Annotated in this window: 26 protein-coding genes; 20 read left to right on the forward strand and 6 right to left on the reverse strand. The window is 32.3% G+C overall.

All coding sequences use genetic code 11. From position 1 onward, the window contains the following. Positions 1 to 305: 305 nt before the first annotated feature. Positions 306 to 1,205: an alpha/beta hydrolase gene (locus tag EAG11_RS07980; protein ID WP_242499295.1), complete on the forward strand. Its 900-nt coding sequence runs from the start codon at positions 306 to 308 to the stop codon at positions 1,203 to 1,205. 52 nt (positions 1,206 to 1,257) lie between these two features. Here the strand turns inward: EAG11_RS07980 and EAG11_RS07985 are convergent, their stop codons facing one another. Then, entirely contained in the window at positions 1,258 to 2,319 is a 1,062-nt protein-coding gene (locus EAG11_RS07985; protein ID WP_242499296.1) for a LacI family DNA-binding transcriptional regulator, read from the reverse strand. A 231-nt stretch (positions 2,320 to 2,550) separates the two neighbouring features. On the opposite strand from EAG11_RS07985, the gene EAG11_RS07990 reads away from it, so the two are divergent. The 4 genes from EAG11_RS07990 to EAG11_RS08005 all read left to right on the forward strand — a co-directional run bounded on the left by EAG11_RS07990 (position 2,551) and on the right by EAG11_RS08005 (position 5,127). Further along, positions 2,551 to 3,000, forward strand: coding sequence for a YhcH/YjgK/YiaL family protein (locus EAG11_RS07990; RefSeq protein WP_129538718.1), 450 nt, complete (start codon positions 2,551 to 2,553; stop codon positions 2,998 to 3,000). Between the two features lie 4 nt (positions 3,001 to 3,004). Continuing rightward, positions 3,005 to 3,673 carry a bifunctional 4-hydroxy-2-oxoglutarate aldolase/2-dehydro-3-deoxy-phosphogluconate aldolase gene (locus EAG11_RS07995; RefSeq protein ID WP_129538719.1) on the forward strand — a complete coding sequence of 223 codons (669 nt, stop codon included), beginning with the start codon at positions 3,005 to 3,007 and terminating at the stop codon, positions 3,671 to 3,673. A gap of 5 nt (positions 3,674 to 3,678) precedes the next feature. Next, a complete protein-coding gene (locus EAG11_RS08000; RefSeq protein WP_129538720.1) occupies positions 3,679 to 4,491 on the forward strand; it encodes an SDR family oxidoreductase in 813 nt (270 codons plus the stop codon). Between the two features lie 75 nt (positions 4,492 to 4,566). Beyond that, positions 4,567 to 5,127 carry a DUF2911 domain-containing protein gene (locus tag EAG11_RS08005; protein WP_129538721.1) on the forward strand — a complete coding sequence of 187 codons (561 nt, stop codon included), beginning with the start codon at positions 4,567 to 4,569 and terminating at the stop codon, positions 5,125 to 5,127. 83 nt (positions 5,128 to 5,210) lie between these two features. Here EAG11_RS08005 and EAG11_RS08010 read toward each other — a convergent pair whose 3' ends face one another. Next, complete coding sequence (locus EAG11_RS08010; protein ID WP_129538722.1) at positions 5,211 to 6,059, reverse strand: AraC family transcriptional regulator; 849 nt, start codon at positions 6,057 to 6,059, stop codon at positions 5,211 to 5,213. Between the two features lie 82 nt (positions 6,060 to 6,141). Between EAG11_RS08010 and EAG11_RS08015 the strand changes: the two genes are divergently transcribed. The 5 genes from EAG11_RS08015 to nadB all read left to right on the forward strand — a co-directional run bounded on the left by EAG11_RS08015 (position 6,142) and on the right by nadB (position 11,784). Further along, on the forward strand, positions 6,142 to 7,308 hold the full coding sequence (locus EAG11_RS08015; protein WP_129538723.1) for an MFS transporter: 1,167 nt from the start codon (positions 6,142 to 6,144) through the stop codon (positions 7,306 to 7,308). Beyond that, positions 7,305 to 8,060 carry a metallophosphoesterase gene (locus EAG11_RS08020; protein ID WP_129538724.1) on the forward strand — a complete coding sequence of 252 codons (756 nt, stop codon included), beginning with the start codon at positions 7,305 to 7,307 and terminating at the stop codon, positions 8,058 to 8,060. The genes EAG11_RS08015 and EAG11_RS08020 overlap by 4 nt, the downstream gene beginning before the upstream one ends. Before the next feature lie 170 nt (positions 8,061 to 8,230). Next, positions 8,231 to 8,857: an MCP four helix bundle domain-containing protein gene (locus EAG11_RS08025; RefSeq protein ID WP_129538725.1), complete on the forward strand. Its 627-nt coding sequence runs from the start codon at positions 8,231 to 8,233 to the stop codon at positions 8,855 to 8,857. Between the two features lie 452 nt (positions 8,858 to 9,309). Beyond that, positions 9,310 to 10,242 (forward strand): quinolinate synthase NadA, encoded by a 933-nt coding sequence (gene nadA / locus EAG11_RS08030; RefSeq protein WP_129538726.1) that lies wholly within the window; start codon positions 9,310 to 9,312, stop codon positions 10,240 to 10,242. Positions 10,243 to 10,260: 18 nt separating this feature from the next. Further along, on the forward strand, positions 10,261 to 11,784 hold the full coding sequence (nadB, locus tag EAG11_RS08035; RefSeq protein WP_129538727.1) for an L-aspartate oxidase: 1,524 nt from the start codon (positions 10,261 to 10,263) through the stop codon (positions 11,782 to 11,784). Positions 11,785 to 12,026: 242 nt separating this feature from the next. Here nadB and EAG11_RS08040 read toward each other — a convergent pair whose 3' ends face one another. The 3 genes from EAG11_RS08040 to EAG11_RS08050 are packed head-to-tail and all read right to left on the reverse strand — an operon-like array spanning position 12,027 to position 14,134. Further along, positions 12,027 to 13,280, reverse strand: coding sequence for an MFS transporter (locus tag EAG11_RS08040; RefSeq protein ID WP_129538728.1), 1,254 nt, complete (start codon positions 13,278 to 13,280; stop codon positions 12,027 to 12,029). 20 nt (positions 13,281 to 13,300) lie between these two features. Beyond that, positions 13,301 to 13,528, reverse strand: a complete 228-nt coding sequence (locus EAG11_RS08045; protein ID WP_129538729.1) for a hypothetical protein — start codon at positions 13,526 to 13,528, stop codon at positions 13,301 to 13,303. Positions 13,529 to 13,537: 9 nt separating this feature from the next. Next, the gene (locus EAG11_RS08050; RefSeq protein ID WP_129538730.1) at positions 13,538 to 14,134 is read right to left on the reverse strand and encodes a TetR/AcrR family transcriptional regulator; all 597 of its coding nucleotides are present in this window, start codon (positions 14,132 to 14,134) and stop codon (positions 13,538 to 13,540) included. A 424-nt stretch (positions 14,135 to 14,558) separates the two neighbouring features. Between EAG11_RS08050 and EAG11_RS08055 the strand changes: the two genes are divergently transcribed. From EAG11_RS08055 to EAG11_RS08085, 7 genes are all read left to right on the forward strand, one after another. Next, entirely contained in the window at positions 14,559 to 15,290 is a 732-nt protein-coding gene (locus tag EAG11_RS08055; protein WP_129538731.1) for a YggS family pyridoxal phosphate-dependent enzyme, read from the forward strand. A 28-nt stretch (positions 15,291 to 15,318) separates the two neighbouring features. Next, the gene (locus EAG11_RS08060; protein ID WP_129538732.1) at positions 15,319 to 16,026 is read left to right on the forward strand and encodes an AAA family ATPase; all 708 of its coding nucleotides are present in this window, start codon (positions 15,319 to 15,321) and stop codon (positions 16,024 to 16,026) included. Positions 16,027 to 16,420: 394 nt separating this feature from the next. Further along, entirely contained in the window at positions 16,421 to 16,720 is a 300-nt protein-coding gene (locus EAG11_RS08065; protein WP_129538733.1) for a helix-turn-helix transcriptional regulator, read from the forward strand. A gap of 11 nt (positions 16,721 to 16,731) precedes the next feature. After that, positions 16,732 to 17,838 (forward strand): NADH:flavin oxidoreductase, encoded by a 1,107-nt coding sequence (locus EAG11_RS08070; RefSeq protein WP_129538734.1) that lies wholly within the window; start codon positions 16,732 to 16,734, stop codon positions 17,836 to 17,838. Positions 17,839 to 18,293: 455 nt separating this feature from the next. Further along, entirely contained in the window at positions 18,294 to 19,031 is a 738-nt protein-coding gene (locus EAG11_RS08075) for a DsbA family oxidoreductase (protein WP_242499297.1), read from the forward strand. Between the two features lie 166 nt (positions 19,032 to 19,197). After that, a complete protein-coding gene (locus EAG11_RS08080) occupies positions 19,198 to 20,478 on the forward strand; it encodes an acetyl-CoA C-acetyltransferase (protein ID WP_129538735.1) in 1,281 nt (426 codons plus the stop codon). Positions 20,479 to 20,483: 5 nt separating this feature from the next. Then, positions 20,484 to 20,939, forward strand: coding sequence for a DoxX family protein (locus tag EAG11_RS08085; protein ID WP_129538736.1), 456 nt, complete (start codon positions 20,484 to 20,486; stop codon positions 20,937 to 20,939). A 1-nt stretch (position 20,940) separates the two neighbouring features. Here the strand turns inward: EAG11_RS08085 and EAG11_RS08090 are convergent, their stop codons facing one another. Continuing rightward, complete coding sequence (locus tag EAG11_RS08090; RefSeq protein ID WP_129538737.1) at positions 20,941 to 21,855, reverse strand: EamA family transporter; 915 nt, start codon at positions 21,853 to 21,855, stop codon at positions 20,941 to 20,943. 107 nt (positions 21,856 to 21,962) lie between these two features. Here EAG11_RS08090 and EAG11_RS08095 point away from each other — a divergent pair, with 107 nt between their 5' ends. The 3 genes from EAG11_RS08095 (at position 21,963) to EAG11_RS08105 (ending at position 24,627) form a co-directional block, all read left to right on the forward strand. Beyond that, positions 21,963 to 23,384 (forward strand): PLP-dependent aminotransferase family protein, encoded by a 1,422-nt coding sequence (locus EAG11_RS08095; protein ID WP_129538738.1) that lies wholly within the window; start codon positions 21,963 to 21,965, stop codon positions 23,382 to 23,384. 122 nt (positions 23,385 to 23,506) lie between these two features. Beyond that, on the forward strand, positions 23,507 to 24,088 hold the full coding sequence (locus tag EAG11_RS08100) for a TetR/AcrR family transcriptional regulator (RefSeq protein WP_129538739.1): 582 nt from the start codon (positions 23,507 to 23,509) through the stop codon (positions 24,086 to 24,088). A 53-nt stretch (positions 24,089 to 24,141) separates the two neighbouring features. Then, on the forward strand, positions 24,142 to 24,627 hold the full coding sequence (locus EAG11_RS08105; RefSeq protein ID WP_129538740.1) for a thioesterase family protein: 486 nt from the start codon (positions 24,142 to 24,144) through the stop codon (positions 24,625 to 24,627). The last annotated feature ends 104 nt before the right edge of the window (positions 24,628 to 24,731 follow it).

The following is a 24,731-nucleotide window of genomic DNA, read 5'->3' on the forward strand; positions in this document are numbered from 1 at the left end:
GCCAAGCACTATAAATACAATAAGTAGTTATATGTATTTTAAGACTTAAAAAATAAAACAAACGCATAGAAACATAGTTCTGATGGTTATCAGAATAGAATTAATAATCAAAAATATGATTAGAGAAAATCTAAATTTTTTCACATAGTTATGAAGCCAATTTTAAATGAAACGACTAACGATTGGTAAAAAAAACTATATCTCTATGTGTTAAATAAATATTATTATACTTAACAGCTTAATATCATTAAATTTTATAAAATGAAAAAAATAAGAATCTAAAAAACTACCTTACAATTGTAATCTTGATTGTAACCTTAAAAATAACAGGACCAATATATGCACAGGATAAAATTATTCCGCTTTGGATTACACCTATTCCAAATGCAATAAATAATGCTGAATATACAGAAAAAGAAGTCCTAAAAGATGGAATCGTAACTAGTGTTAGTCATGTTAGCATCCCAACATTAAGCATATTTACACCACATGAAACCAAGTCAAATGGAACTGCTATTTTAATTTTTCCAGGAGGAGGATATTCACATTTATCGATAGATAAAGAAGGTACAAAAGTAGCAAAATGGCTGAATACCTTAGGAATTACAGCATTTGTCATAAAATATAGATTACCCAGCGATTTGATAATGAAAGATAAAACTATCGGGCCATTACAAGATGCTCAGGAAGCTATGCGATTTATTAGAAAAAATGCTAGTCAATGGGATTTGGATTCAACAAAAATAGGTATTATTGGCTTTTCTGCAGGAGGACATTTAGCATCAACTTTGTCAACTCATTACAATGATGTAGTTTACAAAACTGATTATTCAATTAGTGCTCGCCCAAGCTTTTCAATTTTAATTTATCCAGTAATAAGCATGACTAAAGAAGTGGTTCATAAAGGATCACAAACTAATTTATTAGGGACAAATCCTTCTCTGGAATTAATAAATAAGTTCTCAAACGAAAAAACCGTTGCTTCAGATACTCCCACAGCTTTTCTTGTGCATGCAACAGATGATACAGTAGTTCCTTCAGAAAATAGTATCAATTATTATTTGGCACTCAAAAAAAACAAAATACCTGCAGAATTGCATTTATACGAAAAAGGCGGCCATGGCTTTGGATTAGGCGTAAAAGATACTAGTCAGTTTTGGACAAGAGATTGCGTAGAATGGTTAAAAGCTAATGGATATTTATAAAAGATTTAAAAAATACTAGACATTTTAGTCCCTTTAAGCCTCAAAACCCCTTTTACCTCTCCGAATAATTCTCCTTTAGAATAATCTCAAGCGGAATATAATGTGTGTTTTCGACAGGTTCTTGTAATACTAATTTTTTATACAAGTAATTAATTCCCATATACCCTTGTTCCTCTGGTTTTTGGTTGATTAAAAAATCAATTACACCACTTTTTAAATATTCTACATTCTCTTTTAGTAAATCATAACCAATAATTCGAACACCTTTAATGTCATTTTCTTGCAGAAAACGAGCTATGATATAAGCTCTGGAATTCGTTACAAAAACACTATTAACATCTGTGAACATCTCTTTATTCAATTGGGTAATTCCTGAATCTTTGATTGTAACTTCTGAAAATTTAAAATTTGAAAACTCATCACGATCGATAAAAAAAGAATAGAATCCATCAATACGCTGTAAATAAGCCGATGTACTATCAATTTCTCTCGTTATCTTAAAGATTAAAACTTTCTTCTCTTTTTGTAAAGAAAAACTAACAAGCCTACCTGCTAAATACCCGCTCTGAAATGCATCCTGACCAACATAAGCGTATTTTTGATTTCTTACTATATTAGAATCAATCATAACAATTGGAATACCTTTCTTTTTATATTCGCTAAGAAAATGAACAGATTCTTTGTAAAAAACTGGAGCAAATAGTAATCCGTCACATTTAAAATTCATTACTTTTTTGAGGTGTTTTTTAAAAGATGTAGTATTATAATCATAGAAAAAATAATCTAATACGACTCCAAATTTACCAAATTCGATAGCCGCTTTTTCAATTCCTGCAATTTGGCTTTTCCAATATTCTAAATTTTCATATTTAGGTAAGAGCACTGCAAAATGAAATTTTCTATTTAAAGCAAGATTACTCGCTAGAATATTTCTTTCGTATCCATATTCCTCGATTATAGCATTCACTTTTCTAACATTATCTAAAGTAACCTGCCCCCGATTATGAATAATCCTGTCAACTGTTCCGGTAGAAACATTAGCTAATTCTGCTATTTTTTTTATAGTTATGATACTTATTATCTTTAAGTTAAAAGTAATTTTATATAAATGCAAAATTAATTTTTATTATTGAAGATACCTTGTTTTAGATAACATTTTACATACATTTGTTACAATCCGTGTGCGTACACGTAATTTTCTTTTATTCCAATAAGAATCAAACGTTTTATGGAATAGAAATTAGATATACTCCAATAATTTAATCTAAAACATACGAAAAAAATATCCCTCTTCATTATATTCTAAAAAAGACAGTTTAAATAATTAGAAATCAAAAAAATAAAAATGATAATAGACACATTAAATAATGCATCAAAATATTACAATTTACATCCTAATTTTAAAAAAGCATTTGACTACATATACGAAAATGACATAGCTAATCTTACTGAAGGAATACATGAAATTGCAGAAGGTTTAAAAGCTATAGTCATAATAGGTGAAGGAACTACAAAAGAAGAAAGCATCAAAGATTTTGAATGTCATGATAAAAATATTGATATCCAAATTTCAATAAATGGTCCAGAAGTTTTTGCATGGAAACCAAGAGAAAAATGTAGCAAGCCAAACGGAGATTATAATGATGAAAAAGATGTACGTTTTTTTCATGATGCTCCAGATATGTTTTTTCAGCTGCACAAAAAACAATTTGCTATTTTATATCCCGAAGATGTTCACGCTGCAATGATTGGCAATGGAATATTAAAAAAAATTGTAATTAAAGTAAAAATATAACACTATGGACAACATTCAGAATACAATAGACACAATAACAAACCAGGGAATTCTTCCACTTTACTTCAATACTGATGAAATTATTAGTTTAGCAATTCTAAGAGCGCTTTATAAATCTGGAATAAAAGCAGTAGAATATACCAATAGAGGTCCTGAAGCAGTGACTAATTTTAAGAAAATGGTTGCTATTAGAGATCTAGAAATGCCTGGAATGTTATTAGGAATCGGAACAATAAAGAATATTGAGCAAGCCGAACAATATGATGCAATTGGAGCAGATTTTTTTATAAGCCCTGGTTTCGTTCCTGAAGTTTCTCAATTTTTGCAAAGCAAAAAAAAGCTTTATTGCCCTGGATGTATGACACCTACAGAAATTATTACCGCTGAAAATGCTGGAATAAAATTCATAAAACTATTCCCTGGAAACATTCTAAGTCCAAAATTTATGAATAGCATTAAAGATATATTTCCTTCACTACATTTTATGACTACTGGTGGTGTTGACACAACTCACGCAAGTATCAATAGCTGGTTTTCTGCTGGAGTTTCAGCAGTCGGAATGGGAAGCAAACTCATTACCAAAGAACGTACAGACAACGGAGATTATGATGGCATAGAAAATGAAACCAGAAAAGTTCTTCAAATAGTACAGATCATACAAAAGCAATTATAAATAATATGGATTCGATATTTAATCTAAAAGGTAAAATCGCTTTAATAACAGGTGGTGCTGGTGTATTGGGAAGTAATTTTGCCAATGTTTTGGCTAAACAAGGCGTTATCACAGGAATCGTATCCCAATCTATTGAAAAGGCGAACAAAATTGTAGAAAACATACAAAAAAATGGCGGGCAAGCTTTTGCAATACAAGCAAATGTATTAAAAAAAGAAGATCTTGAAAAAGCCCGAGATTTTATTATTGCTAAATATGGCCAGCTCGACATCCTTATAAATGCAGCAGGTGGAAACATGCCTGGGGCAACTATAAATCCCGATCAGGCAATATATAATATGAATACCGATGATTTACAAAAAGTAATAGATCTAAATATAATTGGTACCATCTTGCCTTCTCAAGTATTCTCAGAACTTTTCGCCAAACAAAAAACAGGAAATATTATCAATATCTCATCTGCATCTGCGCAAAGACCCTTAACAAGAGTAGTTGGTTATTCAGCATCTAAGGCAGCTATTGATAATTTTACGCAATGGATGGCGGTTGAACTAGCCTCCAAATATGGTGAAGGAATTCGTGTAAATGCAATTTCACCCGGTTTTTTTATTGGTGAACAAAATAAAGCATTACTATTGAATCCCGATGGAAAACTAACACTTAGAGGTCAAAAAATCATCGATCAGACTCCTATGGGAAGATTTGGAACTCCCGAAGACATAAATGGAGCGCTCTTATTTTTATGTAGCGATATGTCAAAGTTTGTAACAGGAACAATCATTAAAGTCGATGGTGGATTTGCAGCTTCAAGTATTTAAAAAATAAAAAGATATAATGTAATTCCTCAAACATATTTCTCTTACTTTGTGTAAACTATAAAAATAATTACAATTATGAAAAACCCTTATCTACTATTAATCATCTTATTAACAGTTTTTTCCGTAAATGCACAAGATGTTAATTTCGCTCCTTTGGATACTAGCCCAGTTGACATTAGTTATTATCCACATAAAGCAGTTAAATCAAAAAAGACTGATACTCCGTCTGCTGTTATCAAAGTTATTTATTCAAGACCTTCTGCAAAAGGCCGTGCTATTTTTGGTGAACTAATACCATTTGGTAAAGTTTGGCGTGTTGGAGCTAACGAAAATGCCGAAATTAAATTTTACAAACCTGTTACAATTGGAGGTAAAAACATTCCAGCTGGAACTTATAGTTTGTTTGCTATCCCTGAAAAAGACAAATGGACTATTATCATCAATAAAGAAATAGATTTATGGGGTGCCTATGCTTATGATGAAAGTAAAGATATTGCAAGAGTTACTGTTCCTGTTAAAGCAGTGCCAAATACAATTGAAGCTTTATCGATTGCTTTTACGAATCAAGGTTCGGTAGCAAATCTGGTAATTGGCTGGGATAAAACAACAGTTGAAGTTCCGATAACAATTAAATAATTCAAAAAGGAGTGAGAAGTGAAATGCTGTTTGTAAAATGTATATTTCACTTCTCACACATTTTATTTCTTAGTTTTTACATTTTACAAAATTGCCTTTCTTCGCACATCCTTCGGGTTAAGCCCCGTTTGTTTTTTTAGAAATTTATTAAAATGACTTACATCTGAAAAACCAAATTCGTTGCTTATTTCTTTCATTAAAACAGTACTATGTTTAAGACGATTTTCGATCAATTTATATTTATAATCGTCAATGTATTTCTTTATAGAACCACCAGTTTGCCGCTTAAATAAACTGCTTAAATGATTGGGAGCCATATTAAAATGAGCAGATAGAACCATCAGGTTTAAATTAGCTGGTACACGAATTTCTTTATGGATATAATTCATAATACCTACAAGCAAGCCTTCATTCAAAATCGTGTTGGTGCCTAGTGACTGAAATGCATTTTTCTTGATTACTGCAAATACACTTCGTATTAAATAAAGAAGCACTTCATGAGAACCATTTTGACTACCACCATCCCACTCGCTGACAATCAATTGCATCAGATGATTTATTTTATCTAATTCCTGAGGAGAATCAACTAATTTCCCGTCTAAATTACTACTTATACCAAGCAATTGGTCTAAGACTTTATTCCATTCGCTTTTGGCAGTATCTGATGAAGTTCCATCGAGATAACGGTTATTAAATTTTAATACACTAAACTCCGTTTCTTTATCTATAATAAAAAGGTGATAATCTGATGGACATAACAAAAAAATGCAAGGCCCTTTATACGAAACCTCTCCTCCGTTTAATTGATGCAATCCACTGCCTGAGTGAATAAAAACCAACTCAAAATGATTGTGATTATGAACCGGAAACGGCCATATTTCGGTTGTAAAATGCCGAATAAATAAAGGAGTATGCTGAATAAACCGTTCCACTGATTGTTGTTTTTTTACAAAAATACAGTTTAAATGTACAATTTTTAGTTTTAAGCGTACAATAGCTTTGCAAAAAAAGTTTATGAATAAAACTAGTTTCAAACCAGCGGTGATTCCGCTTATGGCAGTCTCAGCGGGTGTAATCGTTGCTAATATATATTACAATCAACCTATACTCCAGGCAATTGCTTTATCTCTTAAAGTAACCGAAACTCAAATTGGAAAAATTTCAATGCTTTCTCAATTAGGATATGGATTAGGAATGTTCTTTTTACTTCCGCTTGGTGACAAAGTTAATCGTAAGAATCTTATTCTGCTATTGTGTGCATTACTGGTGCTAACTTTGTTTTTTATAACATTGACATCTTCATTAACAGCACTATATATACTCAGCTTTTTTGTTGGCTTATTTTCTACTCCAGCACAAATTATACTTCCAATGGCTGCTACTTTAGGTAAAGAAAATAGAGGTAAAAATGTGGGAGTTGTCTTCAGCGGAATATTAGTTGGAATATTAGGAGCTCGTGTTATTAGCGGTTTTATAACCGAATTGCTTGGATGGCGTTATGTTTTTGGAATATCAGGAGTAATGGTACTTGCCGTTACGCTAATGCTAAAATTATACTTGCCAGAAGTGCCTTCAAAATTTAAAGGCAGTTATTTCCACCTCATAAAATCAACATTAGCACTTATTCCAAAATACCCAGTTTTACGACAAACAGCACTTTTAGGATCCTTTACATTTGGTGTGTTTTGCTCCTTTTGGACAACACTTACCTTTCATCTGAGCAGTCCCCCTTTAAATTATCATTCAGGAATAATAGGCCTATTCGGTTTAATTGCTATTGGTGGAGCATTAGTTGCACCTTACTTTGGCAAATTAGCAGATAAAGGAAATGTAAGAAACTCATTAATTACTACAGTTTCAATGATAATAGGTAGCATTGTACTCCTAAAACTCTTCCCTTATTCTATTCCTGTATTAATACTTAGTGTTTTCTTTTTAGATATTGGTGTACAAGCAACCCAAATCACTAATTTTACACGTATATATAGTTTACACGAAGAAGCGCATAGTAGACTAAATACCATATACATGACTACCTATTTTATTGGTGCAGCAATTGGTACTTATTTTGGGCTTTTAAGCTGGAAGATAGGTAAATGGGATATGGCAACATGGCAAAAGCTTTTATGGAGTAGTATTGCATTAATAATAGTAATTTTTTCAAATAAACGTAAAGCATGAAGAACATAGCGATAATTAGTGATATACATGGTAATTTGCCAGCACTAAAAGTAGTTCTGGAAGATATAAAACAAAGAAATATAGATGAAATATATTGCTTAGGCGATTTAGTCGATTTTGCTCCTTGGCACAATGAAGTTATTGAACAAATTAAAGAATTAGAAATTCCTTGTCTAATGGGCAACCATGATGAGCGCATTGCATTCGATTATGAAGTAACACCGCTACCGAAACACAATCCTGAGGAAAGAGCGGCACGCGTAAACGGAATTAACTATACCAAACAAAGCATAAAACCAGAAAACAAAGAATTCTTAAAAACACTTCCTGAAAGGTTTTTATTAAATTTTACTATTTCGGGAGAAAACAGAAAAGTACTACTGGTACACGCCAGCACAAGAAGTAATGATGAATATATCTATGAGAATCATGATCTTAAAGATGTACAGTCGATGCTTGCAGAAGAAAAAGCTGATATTATAATTATGGGGCACACACACAGACCCTACATAAGACCAGTAGAAGCGACTAAAGACTCTCCTGCTGGAATTCTGATAAATTGTGGTTCGGTAGGGAGATCAAGAGAAAATAGTCCGTTGGCTACCTACTTGATATTACATATTGATGAAGAAAAAATTATTCCTGAGATTGTCAAGTTAGAATATCCAGTAAACGAAGTAATAAAGGCTATAGAAAAAAGTCCAATTCCAAATTTTTATGCAGAATTCCTAAAAAAAGACTTGGCTATTTAATTGATTTCTAGAGAAGCTAAACTGATATCAAACAACAAATTAAAATGATTATATTATTTTTAATTTGTCTTAAATAATTTTTTCAAGAAATATCCAACGAGCATATTTAGAATAGAAATAACAAAATTGTTCCAAATAAATAATTATATTGCAATATATATTAATACAATATGATGGGTTTAAAAAACAGTAGTAAGAAAACAAAAGCCGCGTTTATACTGGCAATTGTAATGCTAATTATAATACTAAGTACCTTTAATACATTACGAAACGCCGAAACTACTAACGAAAACATCAATGCAATTTATAAAGATCGCTTAGTTGTTTCGACCTATATCTTTCATTATGCTAATGAATTAAATCTTGTAAAAGCAAATGCTGTAAAAAATAACGATGACACCGAAAAAGCCGATGCTATTATTACATCCATTCATAATATTAAAGCAATAAACTTATTATATCATAACACTGTTTTAACTCCCAAAGAAAAGGAAGATTTTGGTGTTTTTATTGCTATCTGTGACAAAATAAACAAACAAGTACAGGGAAAGCAATGGCAAGAAGTAGAAAGAGCAGCAGATCAAGCTTTAGTTACCTTAGAATCACTTTCTAAAATTCAAGTTGATGAAGCCAAATTACAATTGGAGAATGCCAATAAAACATATAACCAATATAATATGTTGGCACAACTAGAGATTGCCTTATTGATCGTTTTAGGTATTGCAATAATTTATTTATTACTAACCAAAAGACACAAACGCGTTATTAAAATTCCCGAAGGACCTAGTCTTAATTAGTCTCAAAAAACTTATTCATTAAATTATTAAAGCCTGTAAGTGCACAAATTCATTTTGCATTTACAGGCTTTCTTCCTATTTTATTACTTCTACCTCTAAAGAAATTAAATATTAAATCAAAAAAGGTATTTCATGATTTAAATCATGAAATAGAACTAGCCTCGATAATATCTTTACACTGTAAAATCCTAAAATTATATTTTAAATAATTATAATTTAAGATGTTATAAAAACAATTGTAGTATAAATTATTGAATAAATTTCTTCTAAACTGGATACACTATTTAGAAATTGTAAAATGTGTAATAGCCCCCATAAAAAGCAAAAACAATTCATATAATGCGTTTTTCGGTTTGGAAGTTATTTATTTCAAAGTTCCGTTTCTAAAAAAGTAAAAATATAATTTAGATATTCTTCCTATCTGATTTAATAGTATCGATAAAAATAAATACATGGATAAACCATTCTTAATTTCTGAAATAAACCGATTAAAGCAAGAAAAAAATGCAATTATCCTTGCTCATTATTACCAAGAAAAAGACATACAAGATATAGCCGATTTTGTAGGTGATAGTCTTGAATTATCAAAAAAGGCAGCTAATACTGATGCGGCTATAATCGTTTTTGCAGGAGTATATTTCATGGCAGAAACAGCCAAAATTCTCAATCCAAATAAAAAAGTGCTCTTGCCAGATCTCAACGCTGGATGCTCCCTTGCAGATGGCTGTTCCCCACATAATTTTAAGAAACTAAAAGAATTGTTCCCAAAACATGTTGTAGTAACTTATATCAATTCTTCCGCAGAAATAAAAGCGATGAGTGATTGGGTATGCACTTCTTCAAATGCAAAAAAAATCATAGAGGCGATTCCTAAAGAACAAGAAATAATTTTTGCCCCAGATAAAAACTTAGGGATGTACTTAAAAAAAGAAACAAACCGCGATTTATTACTTTGGGATGGTTCATGCATCGTTCATGAAGCTTTTTCATTAGACAAACTAATCGAAATATATAATACTAATCCAGATGCAAAAATTGTTGCACATCCAGAATCAGAAAGGCATATATTAGAAACTGCACATTATATTGGATCAACATCCGGAATGCTCAATTTTATCAAAAATGATTCTGCTACAACATTTATTGTAGCAACCGAAGCAGGAATCCTACATCAGCTTGCAAAAGATGCGCCACAAAAAATAATTATACCAGCCCCATCACACGAGGATAATACTTGTGCTTGCAGCGAATGTGCATTTATGAAAGTCAATACTTTAGAGAAACTATATTTATGCCTAAAAAATGAAAGTCCAGAAATTAGCATTAATGAAGAATTAAGAATAGAAGCCATAAAGCCTATAAACAGAATGCTCAATTTATCATAAATATCTAAATTAATCAAAATGAAGAAAGCAGATATACTTATAATTGGTTCAGGAATAGCAGGTTTATTTTTTGCAATAAAAACGGCAAAAAAACGCCCTGATTTATCAATTGTAATAATGACAAAAGAAAAAGCGCAAAACTCCAACACCCAAATGGCACAAGGAGGTATTGCAGTTGTTACAGATCATATCGAGGATAGTTTTGAACAGCACATTCAGGATACCATACAATCAGGTGGAGGACTTTGTGATGAAGAAATCGTAAGAATGGTAATTAACCAAGCACCAGAGCGATTAAAAGAGCTTATCGATATTGGCGTTTCTTTTGATAAAGATAAATCAGGAATTTGGAATTTAGGCTTAGAAGGAGGTCATTCGCAACATCGAATCTTACATCACAAAGATATATCTGGGGCTGAAATCGAAAAAAAACTAATACATACTATAAACCAACTATCTAATATTACACTATTAGAAAATCATTTGGTTATTGATATAAATACCAAAAAAAACAAAGGAAACCCTTCATGTACAGGAGCTTTTTATTGTGATAAAATAAATAATAAAATAAAATACATTCAAGCTAAAACGATTGTATTGAGCACAGGAGGATGCGGGCAACTATTTAAAAACACTACAAATCCAGAAATTGCAACAGGAGATGGTATCGCAATAGCATCAAGAGCAGGAGCTTTAATAAAAGATATACAATACATACAATTTCATCCTACAGCATTATACGAAGGAGACAAAAATCCATTCTTTTTAATTTCAGAAGCAGTAAGGGGTTTTGGAGCACATATCGTTAATGAAGACGAAAAACGTTTTATATTCAAACATGATACCCGCGGAGAATTAGCAACTAGAGATATTGTTTCGCAAGCTATAAGCGAAGAAATGGAAACTTCAGAGAAACAACATGTTTATTTAGATTGCCGTCATTTGAATTATGAAGAGTTTTATAACCACTTTCCATCTATTACAGATTATTGCAATATAATTGGACTAAATCCAAAAACAGATTTAATTCCTATTGTTCCAGTTGCCCATTATCAATGTGGTGGTATAAATGTTAACGAAAATTCAGAAACGAATATAAAAAACCTGTACGCCATAGGAGAATGTTCTAGAACAGGATTACATGGCAAAAATAGATTGGCTTCAAACTCATTATTAGAAGCTTTGGTCTTTGCACATCAGGCTTCAAATCAAATCGAAAAAACTATCGATGGAGTTTCTTTTTCATCAAAAAAGATCATGTCAGATTTTAATGAACCTCTAATTAATATCCATTCTGATAGTTTTATTCGATTGAAGTCTGAATTGCAATCGTTAATGACAATTTATTATACAAATAAAGATACCGATTTCCGAAAACTATTAGATAAAATAGAGTTGATGAAAATGAAAACAGTCTCATTATTGTATGAAAAACAAAAAATCACAACGCAACTAGTAGAATTTACAAATATGCTTACAGTTGCTAAAATCGTCATTGAAAGTAATATGCGACATTTTTATGAAAAAAGTGCAAGTTATTAAACCACTACAAAAAAGCCTCTTATGAAATTTTCATAAGAGCCTTTTCTTTTTTATACTATATCCCAGATTAGTTTAGTCACAGTAATCAGTGTTCACTAACACCAATAATAATCATTTGAGTATTTACTCTCAATAAAAAACCAGTATGCAAAAATAAGTATTCAGTTTTCATTTCACATCTCACATCCTACATTTCACATCCTACATTTCACATTCCACATTCCACATTCCACATCTCACCCTTAACTTTTCACTGCCCCAGCCTTTTCTTTCGATTTAACAAGTTGATTCACTCTCCAAATAAAAAATATAGAAAAAAGAGAAACAACTGAAATTACATATCCCAGGATATCATAATTTTCTAATGGAGAAGTTTTGGTTTCCTGATGAACAATTAATCCTGCACAAACAGCAGCAATACCACCAGCGATTTGTTGCATCGAAGAAGTAATCGACATATAAGCACCACGATCTTTCATTTCAGGGATACCCGTATTAAGAGTCGTTGCAGGAACCATACGGCTCATAATTCCCATAAACATAATCATAGTAAGACCAACAATCTGCCATAGAGGAACAGGACCAAGATTAGTATAAATTATGATGATAACAATCGTCAATAAAGATCCCGCAGTAAACAACCAAAACTTGTTAACCTTATCGCTTAATTTTCCAATAATAGGCATGATGAAAAGTACCGAAAGTCCGGTATAGAAAAACACCATTGGCAAATCTAATTGGCTTATTTTTATATTATTTACTAGAAAAGCACTACCGAAAGGCTGTAACATAAAACCACCTATAGATAAGAACGCAATAGCCATAAAACCAACTTGATAGTCTTTATTACTTAAAGTATGCCATAAATGTAAAAAAGGGCTTTTATCCGATTGTAACTCGAGGTGTTTCACTACAGGTTTCATCTTGATTACAATTGTAACAAGGATAAGAATTCCTAATCCAGCAATCATTAAAAAAGACGAATGCCAGCCCCAATGATTTGCAAAATAAATCCCTAACGGAATCCCCAAAATCTGACTTGATGCAAATGCCATTTGTATGAATCCCATCACACGGCCTCGCTGATGAATCACAAATAAATCGGTTACAATAGCCAATGATACCGAACCAATAACACCGCCAAAAAGACCAGTTACAATTCTGGCTGCAAGTAACAAAGCATAATTCGTTGCCAAGGCACAACATACAGTACCGATAATAAAACCTGTATAAAAGAAAATCAGCAATTTTTTTCGGTCAAATTTATCTGCAAAACCCGCTGCAAGCAATCCTGATATACCTGCACTGAATGCATAAGCAGAAACAGTCAACCCAAAATTTGCAGTAGTCATATCTAGTTTTTTCATCAGTATATCCCCTAGAGGAGAGATAACCATAAAATCTAAGATTACCGTAAATTGTAAAAGTGCCAATAAGACAATAATGTATTTTTGATAAGAAGAAAATGGGGGGATTTCTAATTTTGTTTTTTCCATTTTGATGATTGTATTTTTTATTAATTTAATTCTTGGCATTCATGTCCAAGACCATTTATAATATTGATTATCGTTTCGGCAGTAAGGGATTCCGAAACAATGCGTAATACGCAATCTACATCTTCAGTATCGATGCTCCATTGCAGAATATTTACATGATTATTTAGCGTTTTAGTCACTTCACAATCAGTACATAGTTGTTCTATGTTTGTTTTAAAAATATAGATTTTATCTAAATCTGTTTCCATAGTGTTATTTTATGGTTTTAATGCTCTTATTGAGGCCTGAAAGGCTTCTTTCATCATTTCTTGAGTAAGTTTAAATGGCTTTCCTCCCATGCTTTTCCCTTCATTATGAAAATTAAGTAACGTATATAAAGGGCCGTAGGCAATGCTCCAAAAAACTTCAAATTGCATCTCAACTATTTCTTTATTTTGCAATGCATTAGTGATAAATTGTTTCATGATTATTCTAAAATCAGAAAATTTGGTAGTAGAATTTAATATATCCTCAGCATGTGGAGATTGCTTTATCACTTCAAAAAAAGCTACTTTCTTAGGATGCTTAAATGTAAAAGCCGCACGATTCTGCCATTGAATCCATAAACCTTCCTCAAAACTCATATCAGGCGAAAAATTCTCTATGGTGGATGTAAAGAATTCTATCGCAATTTCTGCCCCAATTTTTTTAATCAAATCATCTTTATCTTTGTAATAAATATAGAGTGTCGCTACAGAGATTTTGCACGCTTTTGCTAACTTATTCATACTAAAGCCCTGAAAGCCATCCTGAACAATTAACTCAATCGCATTAGTAACAACTAACTTCTCTTTGTCTATATCTCTTACTCTCATTATTACAAATTTTTAGCAAATATAAAACAATAAGTGAATGAACGCTCTTTTATTAATTATTTTTTTATTTATGCTTAAAAATTAACTGTAAAGGGCACAAAGTTTAAAGCTATGGCTAAAAAGTTTTCACCATTAAGGCATTAAGTTTCATTAAGGATAAAACGTAACTTTCTTAATCTCTTAATGGTGAAAAAAATCTTTCTAATCTTTTTAATCTGTGGTAAAAAACAAGGACTAAACTTAATTTTTCTTTATTTCTTAATGGTAAAAAATTATTTAACTCGCAGTTAAATAAAACTTCAAGTCTAAATTTCTTAGCACCTCAGAACCTTTGTCACTTAGAACCTTAAAAAAAACTGGACCATAAGCAAAACTTGAAACTGGATTACTATCATGATCCACACCTACTTACCTTTGCATAATTATGAAAGACACGATAATTTCAAATTTAAAACAGATTCATGACCGCATTGAGAATGCTTGTATATTATCAGGCAGGAACAAATCGGATGTGCAATTGCTATTGGCTACCAAAACTGTTCCTGCTGACAACATACGCATAGCAATAGAAGCAGGTGAAACTCTGATAGGCGAAAATAAAATGCAGGAATTACGAGATAAAGATTCCGTATTAAAAGAATTGCATATCGAACGTCATTTTATAGGCCATCTGCAAACCAATAAAATAAAAGATGTCCTAAAATATGCAACTTGTATTCAGTCTTTAGACAGGCTTAGTTTAGCTCACGAATTAGACAAGCAATTACAAAAGCAAGGAAAAAACATAGATGTATTTGTACAAGTAAATACTTCGTATGAGGAAAGTAAATTCGGACTTGCCCCAAATGATGTCATTCCGTTTATCAAAGAAATTAAAAAATACGACAGACTGAAAATTAAAGGTTTAATGACAATTGGGTTGCTAGATGTACAAAAAGAAAAAATGCAGCCTTCACTCCGATTATTACGAGAAATAAGAGATACTATTTATGCTGAAGGAATAGAAAATCAGACTAAATTACTACTTTCTATGGGAATGTCACAAGATCTGGAACTAGCTATAGCCGAAGGTTCTAATATAGTACGAATAGGCACATCGATTTTTGGCAACCGCTTTTTAGGAAAAGAAATCTGGAATGAGAATATTGCAGAATAAACCATAATTTTGCATCAAATAAAATCAGATGAATCTATACGAACTTACCGTAAACGATACCGAAAAAGTAGCTTTAAATGACTTGCTTTTTAGCGAAGAAAACAAAGTAGCTTTGTCACAAACCATAAAAGAACATCAATATATTGATGAACTAAGAAAATACAACCTTAAAGTAGATAATAAAATATTTTTATACGGGCATACAGGTTGCGGAAAAACAACCACAGCAAAAGCGATTGCAACTGCTTTGAATAAAAATATCGTAATAATAAATCTAAGCACATTAATTAATGCCCGAATTGGAGAAACTTCCAGAAATGTAAAGGCAATATTTGATAAGGCCATTCGCGAAAAAGCTGTTTTATTCTTAGATGAATTTGACCAAATAGGAAAAAGTCGAGAAAGTGACGATAAGGATGTTGGCGAAATGCGCAGGCTTGTAAACACAATCATTCAGTTAATTGATTATTTTCCAGATGATAGTCTATTGATATGTGCAACAAACCATTATAATATCATAGACACTGCATTATTGAGAAGATTTCAGATACGATTGAAATTTGAAATGCCTGATGAAAAACAATTGGATTTATATTATGATAAATTACTAGTAACATTTCCTGTACATCTGCAAGATATTCAACGTAAGTATCAAATCTCTTATGCCGAAGCCAAAGATTACATCCATACTACAATGAAAAAACAAATCATTGAAGAATTAGAACTCCAAAAATAATTTTAACCACATAAGTGATATAAGTAAACACCAATTGCACGAATTCATACTAATTGATTGGTGCAAATTTGTATTTATTTCTTTTCAATAAAGCTCCCCTATCCTGCAAGGCCTTTTTTAAACCTCGCAGGTCTAATTATATCTACAAAAAACAAGGCAACAAATTTCGCGTTGTTTTCCTTAAGAGGTTTTTGATACCAATAAAATCTTAAAATAATTATGACAATACAATTCAAATCTACAAGATTTAAAACCCATTAAAACTTCAAAAAGGCTTTAAATACCCCATATAACACTGACTTACAACAAGTTTTCACACTATTCCCTATCATAAAATTTTCCTAAATACTTTTTCTAATATTGACATATCGGAAAAAGTCGATATATTTGCACTATGGAACATATCGAAATATTTAAAGCATTATCAAACAAGTCCCGACTACTTATGTTGGAATGGCTAAAAGAACCCGAAATTAACTTTCCGAAGCAACAATCTTGTGGCTTTGAGCATGGTGTATGCGTGGGAGAAATACAAGCCAAATCAGGACTTACACAATCGACTGTTTCTGAATATTTATCCATTCTTCAACGTGCAGGATTCATAGAATCAACTCGTGTCGGACAATGGACCTATTACAGACGCAATGAAAAAGCATTTGTAGAACTAAGCAAAATAATTGAATCGAATTTATAAAAAGAATTAATATGAGTACAGATAGTTTATTTACGCCTTTTAAATTAAAGACGTTAGATATTAAAAATAGAATTGTAATGGCGCCTATGACGCGTTCATTTTCTCCTAACGGAATTCCTACTGACGAAGTAGCAAAATATTATCAAAAAAGAGCCGAAGGTGAAGTTGGCTTAATTTTATCGGAAGGGACTGTTATAAACAGACCTTCATCATCAAATGATGCCAACGTGCCTCACTTTTATGGGGATGAAGCATTAGCTGGATGGAAAAAAGTAATCGATGGTGTTCATGCCGCTGATGGAAAAATGGGGCCACAAATTTGGCATATGGGTATCATGGATAATCATCATTCAGGATGGGTACCACCTGTACCATTTGAAGGACCATCAGGATTAAACCGACCAGGTTTTAGCAATGGTAATACGATGACCACAAAAGATATCGAAGATACTATCCTTGCATATGGACAAGCAGCTGCCGATGCCAAAAGATTAGGTTTTGACTGTGTTGAAATACACGGAGCACACGATTATCTTATCGACCAGTTTTTCTGGGATGCAACAAATCACAGAACCGATGCTTACGGAGGTAAAACACTTGCAGAACGTACTCGTTTTGCTGTAGAAGTTATCAAAGAAGTAAGAAAACAAGTAGGAGAAGATTTTGCAATAATCATCAGACTTTCACAATTTAAACCAGCTGATTACACGTATAAATTAGCTAAAAATGCTCTAGAAATGGAAGCTTGGCTTGCTCCTTTAGTAGATGCTGGTGTAGATATTTTACATTGTTCACAACGTCGTTTCTGGGAACCAGAATTTGAAGGTAGTGATTTAAACTTTGCTGGATGGGCAAAAAAAATAACAGGAATACCAACAATTACAGTAGGTTCAGTTGGACTTTCAAGTGATTTCTTTGGTGCATTTGCAGGCGAAAGCTCTCAACCAACATCTCTAGACGAATTAACTAGACGCATGGATAGAGGTGATTTTGATCTTGTAGCAGTTGGAAGACCTTTGCTTTCAGATCCAAATTGGGTTGCCAAAATAAAACATGGAAAAACCGAAGATCTAAAAGGTTTTACTAAAGAAGCTTTAGGCCAATTGGTTATTGAATAAATATAGAAACCTGTACACGTTTCTTAAGAAAGCTGATTACTTTCACCCATTTAAGTAATCAGCTTTTATCTTTTTTGAGATACTGAGAGACTAAGGTTCTAAGAAATTGAGTATAAAAATCTTATTTAACCATAAATTAAATGATTTTTCACCATTAAGAAATAAAGAAAGATTAAGCTTAATCCTTAATGAAACTTAATGCCTTTATGGTAAAACTTTTTTAACCTACAGCTTAAAAACTTTGCATACTTTGCGTAAACCCTTGCGCCCTTTGCGGTTAAATTTAACCATTCAAAATAAAGAAAACTAGGCTTTATCCTTAATGAAACTTAATACCTTTATGGTAAAACTTTTTTAACCTACAGCTTAAAAACTTTGCATACTTTGCGTATCCCGATAGCTATCGGAACTGCATCCTTAGGTTAAACGTAACAAAAATATTAAAATAAAACACCATGGAAATAATAGGAACACCTAAAATGAAAGTAGAAGTTTGGAGCGATATTATGTGCCCATTTTGCTACATTGGAAAACGAAATTATGAAACCGCACTTAACAAATTTGCTGACAATAAAGACATAGAAATTGTTTGGAAAAGTTTTCAACTTGACCCAAACATTCCAGAACAATTCGACCAAAAAGAAAAAGTTTACCAATACCTAGCTAACAGAAAAGGCTTTAGCTACGAAGATTCAGTGAGAATGCATCAAGGAGTTGTTCAAACTGCAAAAAATGCAGGATTAGAATATAACTTTGATAATGCAGTTATCGCTAATTCATTCAATGCGCATCGAATGATACAATTAGCAAAAACAAAAGGACTTGGAGATCAAGCTGAAGAACGTTTATTTTATGCTTATTTTACTGAAGGAAAAAACTTTGGAGATTCACAAATTTTAGAAGAATTAGGAAAAGATATCGGATTAACAGCTGAAGATGTAAAACAATCTTTGACTGATGACCAATATGCTGATAAAGTAAAAAGTGATATCCAGGAAGCTCAAGATCTTGGTATAAATGGAGTTCCGTTTTTTATCTTTAATCGTAAATATGCAATTAACGGCGCACAAGCTCCTGAAACATTTTTGCAAACATTAGAAAAGTCATTTGGAGAATGGAGAAAAGATAATCCAGTTACAAAATTGGATATAATCGATGGTCAGTCTTGTACTCCCGATGGAAATTGCATCTAACTAGCACTCCAATAATTTAGATATAAATAAGCCTTCTGTTTTAAATATAAAACGCAAGGCTTATTTTTTTTATAGATAACTCAATACATTTAAATCTAAATCATTAAATTTATTATTCTAAAGTGAAACTTTAATAGTAATCTTTTCATGCAAATAAAATTCTGATATGAGTGATAGTGATAAAATAAGAAAAGTAGCAATAGTAGGATACAACAGAATTCCTTTTGCGAGAGCAAATACCGCATACGCAAAAGTAGGAAATCAAGATATGATGGTTGCTACTCTTAACGGACTCATAGAAAAACATAAACTGCAAGGAAAACTACTCGGTGAAGTTGCAGGAGGTGCTGTGATAAAACATACTTACGATAGCAATCTTATAAGAGAATGTGTCATGAAAACTTCATTAGATCCAGCTACTCCTGCTTGCGACTTACAACAAGCCTGTGACACAGGAATAGAGAGTGCAATATATATTGCTAATAAAATTGCTCTCGGACAAATCGAGTCTGGAATTGCCGGAGGAGTTGACTCTATTAGTGACATACCAATTGCAGTAAGTGAAAATCTAAGGAAAATAATACTCAATGCAAGAAAAGAAAAAACCTTGGGAGGTAAAATAAAACAGTTTTTTAAACTACGTCCTAAAGATTTTACACCACTAGTTCCTCAAAATGAAGAATCTCAAACTGGACTTTCTATGGGAGGTCATACTGAAATTACAGCCAAATATTACAAAATATCCCGAGAAGATCAAGATAATTTAGCCCTACAAAGTCATTTAAATATGGCAAAAGCATATGATGAAGGTTTCTTTAATGATATGACCACCCCTTTTCAAGGTCTTGATAAAGACAATAATTTAAGGAGAGATAGTACACTCGAAAAACTGGCAAAGCTTCCTCCTGCATTTGATAAAATCAATGGTACGCTCACAGCGGGAAACTCTACTCCCCTTACCGATGGCGCCTCTTGCATTCTTTTGGCCAGTGAGCAATGGGCAAAAGAAAATAACCTTCCTATTCTTGCTTACATTACTTTTGCAGAAGTTGCCGCTATCGAATATGTAAAAAATCAACAGAATCTTCTATTAGCTCCCCTGTTTGCAGCAAGCAGGATGCTTGATAAAGCAGGGCTAACACTACAAGATTTTGACTATTACGAAATTCACGAAGCCTTTGCCGCTCAGGTTTTAGCCACACTAAAAATTTGGGAAAGTCCTGATCTCAGTAAAGAATTGGGGTTAAAGAAAAGTCTTGGAGCAATCGACAGAAACAAACTTAACGTAAAAGGAAGCAGTCTGGCAGCAGCACATCCTTTTGCAGCTACTGGCGGAAGGATAATTGGTGTTATGGCAAAATTACTCAACGAAAAAGGTTCTGGAAGAGGCTTTATATCAATTTGCGCGGCCGGAGGACAAGGAATCACAATGATTATCGAAAAATAAAACAAATGAAAAACACACAACAGTTGGCACAAATATTCCTAAGATTGGCTTTAGGAATTGGTTTTATATTACCTGTAATGGACAGATTTGGTATGCTGGGGGAAGCAGGAGAACCCAACGTAGGATGGGGAAATTGGACCAATTTTGTTGATTATACAAATTCCTTAATGCCTTACCTCAACCATACTATGGCTAATGTCATGGGCATAATTGCAACATTAGCAGAGATACTATTTGGTGTATTATTAATTATAGGTTTTAAAACTAAATTTTCCGCTTATGGAAGTTTTATATTAACATTATCATTTGCTTTAAGCATGCTTATTTTTGCAGGATACAGAGCGCCATTTAATTATTCTGTATTTACTGCAAGTGCTGCTTCTTTACTGTTGGCTACAATTCCTTTTTACAATTGGAGTGTCGACAAATTACTATCTAAAATGAAATTGATCGTTTTATAAATCAACTACATTTCGTTACTTGAATTGCCTTCTGTTTGTTTTTAAAAAGATGATGCGAATTAAAAACAAGTACTGAGATAAAAATAATACTGTATGATAAAATCTGTAATGGTCCACTTTGTTCATGATATACAAAAGTTGCTAACCCAAAAGCTATCATTGGATTAATGTTCAGTAACATCCCAACTGTAGATGAATTAAGCCCTGTAAGAGCAAATAGATTCAGTAACAATGGGAAAATAGTAAAACCAAGTGCAATTATTTCGATACAGAAATAGAATTTAAATTCTGTAGGAACAGGTCCGCTATAAGCAGGGAAAAACGGCAATAAAAATAATGCCGATAAAGTTATATGAAAAGTAAGCACTATAAATTTATCAAAACCAACATTAACTCTTTGGCTAACCAAATAACAAGCATAAGTTAAACCTATAATTATACTAAAAAACATATCCATAATATTAGCATAAGACAAAAGCAAACAGCCTGTAATACTCAACCCTACTGATATCCATTGCGTTTTAGACAGTTTTTCATGCAGAATAAAATATGCCAATAAGGTCGTCAAGATCGGACAAACTAAATAAGCAAGTGATGTTGCTTTAACACTCACATGATTCATCACATATATAAAAGTAAACCAATTGGCAGTTAAAAAAACGCTTCCCCCAATGTTCAATAAAATAGTTCTACGTTTTTTTTCCACAGACAAAGCTTTAAATGCAACAACAGCTTCTTTAAATCTTTTTCTTTTAAAAAGAAACGTTATTAGTAGTAATAATATGCTACAGCTAAAAACACGATAAAACAAAATATCCAACGAAGCATAGGAATGTATTGGTTTTAATACCAAACTAAAAAAACCCCAGATTGTATACGCAGTAATGGCTGCCAAGTAATATTTTGTGTTCTTCATGGAGATTTTTTTGTTTACCTTTTGTGACACTGCAAATTTCTAGAAAATAAAATAGCAATACAGATACAGTTTTGTTAAATTGCAGCGTAACAGTTATCATTTTTAAAATGAAAAATTCCAACTACTTATATCTACAATTTGCTGACCGAATTGAAAAACAAATAAAATCAGGTCTTTTTAATGTTGGAGATAAACTTCCTTCAATACGAGAAGTATGTGCCGAAACTGGATACAGTATGAGTACAGTAAGCAAAGCATATTACGAGATGGAGAGTCGTTCACTTATAGAATCCAGACCACAATCTGGTTATTATGTAAGTAATATTTCATCACGAACGATAGCTGAGCCTTCACCCAGTAGTCCTATAATTAGCAGTGCCAATATTGAACGTGAAGACTTAATTGATCTTGTTTATGGCAGTATGATGGATAAAAATGTGACTATGCTTTCTTTGGGTTTCCCATCTAATGAGCTTCTTCCTATTACCAAATTAAACAAAGGAATGATACAAGCAGTGCGACAGTCTCCTAATAGTGGTACTTGCTACGATGAAGTGCAAGGAAATCTAAATTTGAGAAAAGAAATTGCCAGATGGTCTTTTACTTGGGGAGGTACATTAACCGAAGACGATGTAATTACGACATCTGGTTGTATAGGAGCTATATCTCATTGTTTAATGACATTGACTAAACCTGGTGACACAATTATCACAGAAAGCCCTGTATATTTTGGGATTTTACAACTGGCAAAATCATTGGGGCTATATATAATGGAATTACCTACCAACATGACCACAGGAATAGAGCTTGATGCGCTAAAAAAAGCACTTGCAACCAAGAAGATTACTCTTTGTTTATTAATAAGTAATTTCAGTAACCCATCAGGAAGCATGATGCCTGTGGAGCACAAAAAAGAAGTCGTTCGGTTAATGGAACATTACAATATACCGCTTATTGAAGATGATATTTATGGTGATATGTATTTTGGAACTAGCAGACCAACTAATTGCAAAACCTACGACGAAAGTGGTATTGTGCTTTGTTGTAACTCAGTATCTAAATCTCTAGCTCCTGGTTATCGTGTGGGCTGGGTTTCGCCTGGAAAATTTAAAAAAGAAATCTTACACACCAAACTTTATCACACTGTTTCTTCTACCACTATAACGCATGAAGTAGTTGCTGATTTCCTTAAAAATGGCAGATACGAAAATCACCTTCGAAAAATACGTCAAATTTTGCATCACAACAGTATTAATTATATCAATACCATACTGGAATCTTTTCCTGCAGGAACCAAGGTGAGTCAGCCCCAAGGAGGATTTTTTCTTTGGCTTGAATTGGATAAAAAAATAGATACAGCCGTTTTTTATCATCTCGCAATGAAACATAATATTAGCATAGCCCCAGGCCGTATATTTTCATTTCAAGATCAGTTTTCTAATTGCATGCGCTTAAGTTTTGGGTTACCATGGAGCAATGAATTAAGACAATCAATACAAACATTAGGGATGTTAATTGCTAAAATGTGATTCTAAAAAAGGATATTTAAAACTTTGAAATCTCGATTTAAAATAAAACATTTCTTCCACATACCGATTGGTATTTATTTATTATATTTGTGCTGTAATTTATTCAAAAATCGAACAGAGCTATGAATACTTCTGAATTTATATTAAATAAAGTTGCCCCAATTTTTAATAAACAAGGCTATATTGGTACGAGTTTATCAGATATTACAAATGCAACTGGACTTACCAAAGGAGCTATTTATTGTAATTTTTCGAATAAAGAAGATTTAGCTTTAAAAGCGTTTCAACTCAATATCAGCATAGCTATACTACCGCTCTTTAAACTAATTGCTACCAAGGAAGGTAGTATAAACAAACTCCACACAATAACAAATTACCAACGCAGTTATTATAATCTGGTTAAAGACAGAGGCGGTTGTCCGATGCTTAGGGTTGGTGTGGATACAAAATTTGTTAATCCGTTACTGTTTGAAGCCGCTGAAAAACTTTCTCAAAAATTTATTAATGGTCTAATAGATATACTGAAAAAAGGGATTGAGTTTAATGAAATAAAATCAGACATTGATGTAAATAAATACGCCCAGATAATTTTATCACTAATTGAAGGTAGCTCACTTCTAGCTTTCACTCACAATGACGAAACCTACATAACCAATGCAATGGATTGCATTGATAACATGATAATAGAAACTATAAAAAAGTAAAAAAAATTTAACTCACTAAATACCAATTGGTATGCAGTGTAATTTAACGAACAATGGAAAAAGTATTAAAAACAAAAAGAAAAATCAGATTTCAGGATTGTGACCCATTCAATCATTTAAACAATGCAAAATATTTGGAATACTTCATTAACACTCGTGAAGATCAAATTGCAGAGCATTATGGTTTGGATATATTTAAACTTATGAAAACATCAGCCTTAAGTTGGGTTGTTGCTTCAAACCAAATAAGCTATATGAGACCAGCATCTACCATGGAAACTGTTCTAATAGATTCTCAATTAATTCAATATACTGATAATGTGCTATTGGTAGAGATGAAAATGTGGAATGAAGATGAAACGGAACTAAAAGCTGTACTATGGATTAAGTTTATTCATTATAGTTTTCAAACTAAAAAAGTAGCAAATCACGCCGATGATTTAATGCAATTATTTCAGGCTGTAGTTGTTCCTGTTGAGCAAACTATTTTTGAGAATCGTTATATGGAAATCATTAAAAAGCTAAAAGAAACAGCTTAAGTGTTTTGAAACATTATCTTTTTTTAACCATTAAGAGATTAAGAAATTTAAGTTCTTATTCTTAATCTCTTAATGGTTTATTTTTTAAAACTTTTGCTTTGTGG

Source organism: Flavobacterium sp. 140616W15 (assembly GCF_003668995.1).
Lineage (GTDB): Bacteria > Bacteroidota > Bacteroidia > Flavobacteriales > Flavobacteriaceae > Flavobacterium.

Bases quoted from the DNA above. Each gene is read 5' to 3' on its own strand.
- EAG11_RS07990 (WP_129538718.1), top strand. From the start codon at position 2,551: ATGATAATAGACACATTAAATAATGCATCAAAATATTACAATTTACAT.
- EAG11_RS07995 (WP_129538719.1), top strand. From the start codon at position 3,005: ATGGACAACATTCAGAATACAATAGACACAATAACAAACCAGGGAATT.
- EAG11_RS08000 (WP_129538720.1), top strand. From the start codon at position 3,679: ATGGATTCGATATTTAATCTAAAAGGTAAAATCGCTTTAATAACAGGT.
- EAG11_RS08005 (WP_129538721.1), top strand. From the start codon at position 4,567: ATGAAAAACCCTTATCTACTATTAATCATCTTATTAACAGTTTTTTCC.
- EAG11_RS08015 (WP_129538723.1), top strand. From the start codon at position 6,142: ATGAATAAAACTAGTTTCAAACCAGCGGTGATTCCGCTTATGGCAGTC.
- EAG11_RS08020 (WP_129538724.1), top strand. From the start codon at position 7,305: ATGAAGAACATAGCGATAATTAGTGATATACATGGTAATTTGCCAGCA.
- EAG11_RS08025 (WP_129538725.1), top strand. From the start codon at position 8,231: ATGATGGGTTTAAAAAACAGTAGTAAGAAAACAAAAGCCGCGTTTATA.
- nadA (WP_129538726.1), top strand. From the start codon at position 9,310: ATGGATAAACCATTCTTAATTTCTGAAATAAACCGATTAAAGCAAGAA.
- nadB (WP_129538727.1), top strand. From the start codon at position 10,261: ATGAAGAAAGCAGATATACTTATAATTGGTTCAGGAATAGCAGGTTTA.
- EAG11_RS08040 (WP_129538728.1), bottom strand. From the start codon at position 13,280: ATGGAAAAAACAAAATTAGAAATCCCCCCATTTTCTTCTTATCAAAAA.
- EAG11_RS08045 (WP_129538729.1), bottom strand. From the start codon at position 13,528: ATGGAAACAGATTTAGATAAAATCTATATTTTTAAAACAAACATAGAA.
- EAG11_RS08050 (WP_129538730.1), bottom strand. From the start codon at position 14,134: ATGAGAGTAAGAGATATAGACAAAGAGAAGTTAGTTGTTACTAATGCG.
- EAG11_RS08055 (WP_129538731.1), top strand. From the start codon at position 14,559: ATGAAAGACACGATAATTTCAAATTTAAAACAGATTCATGACCGCATT.
- EAG11_RS08060 (WP_129538732.1), top strand. From the start codon at position 15,319: ATGAATCTATACGAACTTACCGTAAACGATACCGAAAAAGTAGCTTTA.
- EAG11_RS08065 (WP_129538733.1), top strand. From the start codon at position 16,421: ATGGAACATATCGAAATATTTAAAGCATTATCAAACAAGTCCCGACTA.
- EAG11_RS08070 (WP_129538734.1), top strand. From the start codon at position 16,732: ATGAGTACAGATAGTTTATTTACGCCTTTTAAATTAAAGACGTTAGAT.
- EAG11_RS08075 (WP_242499297.1), top strand. From the start codon at position 18,294: ATGGAAATAATAGGAACACCTAAAATGAAAGTAGAAGTTTGGAGCGAT.
- EAG11_RS08080 (WP_129538735.1), top strand. From the start codon at position 19,198: ATGAGTGATAGTGATAAAATAAGAAAAGTAGCAATAGTAGGATACAAC.
- EAG11_RS08085 (WP_129538736.1), top strand. From the start codon at position 20,484: ATGAAAAACACACAACAGTTGGCACAAATATTCCTAAGATTGGCTTTA.
- EAG11_RS08090 (WP_129538737.1), bottom strand. From the start codon at position 21,855: ATGAAGAACACAAAATATTACTTGGCAGCCATTACTGCGTATACAATC.
- EAG11_RS08095 (WP_129538738.1), top strand. From the start codon at position 21,963: ATGAAAAATTCCAACTACTTATATCTACAATTTGCTGACCGAATTGAA.
- EAG11_RS08100 (WP_129538739.1), top strand. From the start codon at position 23,507: ATGAATACTTCTGAATTTATATTAAATAAAGTTGCCCCAATTTTTAAT.
- EAG11_RS08105 (WP_129538740.1), top strand. From the start codon at position 24,142: ATGGAAAAAGTATTAAAAACAAAAAGAAAAATCAGATTTCAGGATTGT.